Source organism: Limnospira sp. PMC 1279.21 (genome assembly GCF_032349615.1).
In the GTDB taxonomy this organism is placed as follows: domain Bacteria; phylum Cyanobacteriota; class Cyanobacteriia; order Cyanobacteriales; family Microcoleaceae; genus Limnospira; species Limnospira fusiformis.
The window spans coordinates 11,054-16,007 of sequence record NZ_JARPLU010000121.1 but is presented as its reverse complement, the minus strand read 5'-3'; the positions used below and the strand labels follow the sequence as shown (position 1 = coordinate 16,007).

At 43.7% G+C, this 4,954-nt stretch carries 3 protein-coding genes and 1 tRNA gene; all 4 read right to left on the bottom strand.

The features are described from left to right. Positions 1-249: 249 nt before the first annotated feature. Positions 250-323: transfer RNA gene (locus tag P5683_RS17075), tRNA-Asp, on the bottom strand. A 68-nt stretch (positions 324-391) separates the two neighbouring features. Continuing rightward, positions 392-1,579: an esterase-like activity of phytase family protein gene (locus P5683_RS17070; RefSeq protein WP_315640587.1), complete on the bottom strand. Its 1,188-nt coding sequence runs from the start codon at positions 1,577-1,579 to the stop codon at positions 392-394. A 231-nt stretch (positions 1,580-1,810) separates the two neighbouring features. After that, a complete protein-coding gene (locus P5683_RS17065) occupies positions 1,811-3,451 on the bottom strand; it encodes a type ISP restriction/modification enzyme (protein WP_315641937.1) in 1,641 nt (546 codons plus the stop codon). A gap of 54 nt (positions 3,452-3,505) precedes the next feature. Beyond that, complete coding sequence (locus tag P5683_RS17060) at positions 3,506-4,882, bottom strand: N-6 DNA methylase (RefSeq protein WP_315641936.1); 1,377 nt, start codon at positions 4,880-4,882, stop codon at positions 3,506-3,508. Positions 4,883-4,954 lie beyond the last annotated feature (72 nt).

Sequence of the window (4,954 nt, the reverse complement as noted above, 5' to 3'; positions counted from 1 at the left end):
CAGGGGATCTACTCCAAGAGATACAAATTGCTAAGGCTGAGGGTCAAATATCCACCCGTGAAGATGCCATAGCGATCGCATCCCAGAAAATGCTTGAATTAAACCTATAATAAGCGCGATCGCATTGATGATTTTATCCCCAGCCATCGCCCATTGCCCATTGCCTTCCCAGAAATCAATCAACGGCGCAGCATTAATTGTTAATTATTAATTGTTAATTATTAATTGTTAATTGTTAATTATTTATAACGGGACTGACGGGGCTCGAACCCGCAACTTCCGCCGTGACAGGGCGGTGCTCTAACCAATTGAACTACAGTCCCCTATTTATAGACCCTAATTTGTTTTTAGGTGCGCGTGCTTTGTTTTAAGCACAAGATCTATTATCAGCTTAATTCCCGGTTTTGTCAACCCCTGAACCGAAAAAATTTTCTATCCACTCCCAAACCCTTTGCTGATAGGGTTTCGCGCTATATTCGCGGTCGATCGCAAAAACTACGATCCGGGTGTGTAGTAGCGGGTGGAAATTGTTGTCGCTGACCATGATTAGCGATCGCCTTCCGTCCGGGAGAGTTGGCCCAAAAGTCATCCCCTCCAGATTATCCCAGATTACCTCAGCCTGTATCTCTGGGGGAATCAATACCGGAGTTTTGCTAACCGGGGTAATTCCCTCTAATTGGTTTCGCAGGCTGTCCAAGGACCTAATATCCGTCGCTTCCTTCACCGATACCTCAAACAGGCGGATCACAAATCCCCGGTCTAGGGAAAATGACCTTTCCATAGCCAGCGATCGCCTCTCACTCACAGCCAGCAACTCCACCAGTCTGTTAAGCTGTAACGTCTCAGACATCAGGGAACTACCCGCGATCGCTTCTGTCATATACAGAAACTGACCATCTACTAAACCCGTCTCCAAATTATAGCGAATTATCCGGCTAGGGCTTCCTTCCTTAACCGTCGTCGCCGGTCCGTCTTGAATTAAAGCATTTTCCGTAGCTGTAAATAGAGTTTTTCCGTCCGGGGTTAGGGTCAGGCTTTCCGTAGCCAGATTATTTCTCACTCCTATATTAGGATTATCTGGCGAAAACAATTGTTTTGGGATGGGTAATTCACTTAGTTGGCGACCCGACTCTAGGGAAAACTCCTTGATAAACGGAGGATAACCCGCCGCTATATTTCCTTCCGAAGCAATCCAAACCGTTTCTCCCGTAAAAGCAATTCCTTCCGGGTCTAAACTATACAATGGGAAGGCTTCCCCGTTGGCGTCTAATATCCGCCTTACTCCTATTACTTCCACCCCTTCTAATTGGAAAGGGTCCCCACTCCAGTGCAATTTCAGCGTGTAAAATCTCGCGTCACCGCGATCGCCTTGGGAGTCCGACACCGCATAATATACATCTTTTTGCCGGTTATAAGTTATTCCCGACAGTCCCCCCACTTCTGTATCCTCAAATCGGAAACCTGTGGGAATCGTGACCGCACCCAAAAACGATGTTAATTCCTGAATGCGATCGGGGGATGGTGGGGTAATTCCTACTTCGATTAATCCCACTGTTACGGTCAGCGGTAATATGGTCATCAGCGAACACTTCAGCCACCACATCAATTTGCGCCAGTCCCGTCAACGGGTAAACTTCCTAGGATTTTCGCGGGTAGATATTTCGGGAATCTTCCCCTCTGTGGGCAATCTCAAAACAGGCTGATTTTTACCCCCCCTTTTAACCTACCAGCCATGGTGATATTTGTCAACAGTTCCCCCCAGGTTTCCATAACTCACCGATATGGCTGGGGGTAGACGATCATCTTTTCCTTATTCCAGGGAGGGTAATTGATTGACAATATCCACGGTTTCTAAGCTAACTGTAATCACCTGACCAATTAACCTCACAATATATTGTTCATCGTCTAAGCGGTTGGGGTCATTTTCAATACCACTGCGTTTATCTATTTTAACCTGATAGCGGTCAATAATCCAATCTAAAGCTGATCGGTTCCCCAGGCGATATGCAAACACTTCCCGGGGAATACCCGCCAACGTCAGAAACTCGTTATAAATTAACTGGGTTTTATCTTTACTCAGTTTCATCTTTTCGACACGCCAATTTAACGCGACCTCATCATTTTCGATAAATTCCAGCGGATATTCCGGTTGCTTTTCATAGTTTAGATGAATTTCCGCTAGACGTTTTCCCGCTTTGGCAAAACTCTCAAAGTCGGGGGCGTAGGGAATGCGCGCTATCTCCCTTTTCAGGTTGTCCGCGTATTTTTCCCGATACCTGGGATGGTGTAACAAACCATATATATAATAGAAAATATCCCATTTACTGATAGCCGGGTTTTCGTATTCTTCCCGAAAAGCATCTAACGCCCAGTCCGTGATGTTTTCCTGGCGGTTATTTCCGTCTTCGTCATAAGTATAGAAAGGGAAACATTGGGTTTGTCGTCCACCATAATGAAGACAAGGAATATAGTTTGTGATTTGTGATGAAAATGGTATTTGCGCTTCATTCACTATACAAATCACCCGATTCTCTTTCTCTGTCTCCGGGGTGGGGAATATGTAGGGAAATTGACCGCGACGATGAGTTAAAACTTCATCGAAATATAAAAACTGAAAACAAAATGGACGATATAGAGAATTTCTTACGTTTTCGGGGATAAACTGCGTAGTTATATTGGCTTTCAGACATTCTTTAAGGCGACTACTCCATTTAATTTTCGTATCATCAGATATAACAAAATCATCGAGATTAACTGATGGATCTTGACAATCATGCCATTTCCTGGTTTGTTCATTATAGGTGGCGATCATCCTTTGAATATTGGCGGCTAATTCATCAGGATTAAAGTTATACGCCCAGTCATCCCGTGCAGTTTCAGCCCCTCGGCTATAAATCTTAAAAATCGCCCCCGTTGCGTCTCCTTTGGCGGCTTTGGTTTTCTTGCTTCCCATGGGGATAAAGGTTTCAAAATCCGCCTGCAACCCTGCGGTTAACCAGGTATGTTTTTTGTCCGGTTTAATCTCTTCCCAGTCTACCCCACCCAAATGCTGACATTTTTCTAAATAATCGTATTTTTCCTGTTTCCGCCAAAACTCACCCACCGCTGCATAATAAATTTTACCCGGAGATTTGTTACCTTCCTTCTTTTTAATCAACAGGTTAATACTCACCCCTACTTTGATATCAAAAACATTATAAATCGGTTGATTGCTGGCATTTTTTCTGATATTACCCCCCAAATCTAAAATATAAATTGCGTCAAAATCTTGGGCTAAATGCTGCCGCATTCCATCAAAAGCGATCGCATCAATAAAGCTGTTATTGCTGACAAATGCCACAATTCCCTCATCTTCAATTCTATCAGCCGCCCAGCGAAACGCCTTAACGTAGGGGTCATATAGAGAATTTTTTAAGGTGGCTTTCGAGTCTTTCGCATAAGTTTCCGCCACCCGTTGATCAACTCCTCCCCTTTGGCTATATTTGCGGTTTTTGTTATTGTCGTTTTAATTTTGCTGCCACGCATTATAGGGAGGGTTGCCAATGACCACAAAAATGGGGGAACTTTGCTGCTGCTTGACCCGTTGGGTATTTTGGGGAGTAAATAAATCGAGTTGTAATGCTTCTTGCACCGAGAAAGTATCCACCAAACAAATCCCGTCAAAAGGCTGATATTGTCCCGTTGCCGTCAAATATTCATGCTCAATATTCATCGAAGCGATATAATAGGGTAATAACATCACCTCATTGCAGTGTAACTCCTGCTGATACTTATGAGATAAGGCAGTTTTTCTAATCTCCCGCATTATCCGCATAATAAAGTTACCCGTCCCCACAAACGGGTCAAGAATATGCACCCCTTTATCACTCAGAGATTTCTTAAACTCCGTGCGGAGAATCTCATCAACACTTCTCACCATAAAATCGACAATACTCTGAGGCGTGTAAACAATTCCATGGGTATCGGCGACATTGACCGCAAACCCTTGGAAAAACCTTTCATAAACCGTGTTTAAAAAATGCTGCTTTTCGCTATACTCAGTAATAGTAGCCGCAGCCTCTTCTAAGGCGCGATAAAAATAATCAACATCTCCCAGAAAATGAGCGCGACTAAAGGACTTGGAGGTTAAAGCCTCGATCACCTTCTCAATTTCCACGGCGATAATATTGCGCCGGGTAAAATCGGGGTTATTAAAAATCTGTCGGAAAATCCTTTCCGTGAGTAAATGCTGAATCAGCATCTCTTCCACAGCCGCATCAGAAATATTAGGATTAATCGACTGACGGCACAGGTTACTAAACCCTTGAAAAGCCCCAATAAACTGGGGATTAGTTTTGCGTTGACTCTCGATTAAATCAACCAGTTTTTCCCCCAACCCGCGCACTTTATCGCCAAATTCGGCCGCGGCTTTCTCCCAATTTTCGATTTGGGGTGGGCGATATTCAAAAAACAACTTTAGACTTTCGACCAAGGCTTCCGGTTTGGTGATATCCTGGTCATAGACTTGTTTTCCCCCTTGCCAAATAATCACCCGGTCAGGGGACTGAAAAATAATGTTATCTTTGGGGTAGCCTTTGGCAAATTTCTTTTGTACTTCTTTGGGTAAGTCGTCGGCGGTGTCTTTAGCTTCCCAAATGCCATGTTTTAGGGTATCATCTCGGACAAATAACCCATCAACTTGAATCCGTTTTGTGTCGGTCAACTTCAGGCTGTTTTCCTGTACCAAAATCCAATTAAACTGCTGACAACAGGAAGTTAACAAATCGGCAAAAGCGACTTTAACCGCCCCTTCATTAGCCGCCCCCAACTTCTGGAAGTTTTGTAATGTTTGGTAATAGGACTTTACCGCCTTGTGGGAAGGTTTCAAATTCAAAGTAGCCATAAGCAATTAATAATTAACAATTAACAATTAACAATTAACAATTCTTGATTATTGCCGGGGGGCAAGTGATGG

Excerpts from the sequence above, each read along its gene's own strand:
- P5683_RS17060 (WP_315641936.1), bottom strand. The coding sequence starts at position 4,882 with ATGGCTACTTTGAATTTGAAACCTTCCCACAAGGCGGTAAAGTCCTAT.
- P5683_RS17070 (WP_315640587.1), bottom strand. The coding sequence starts at position 1,579 with ATGACCATATTACCGCTGACCGTAACAGTGGGATTAATCGAAGTAGGA.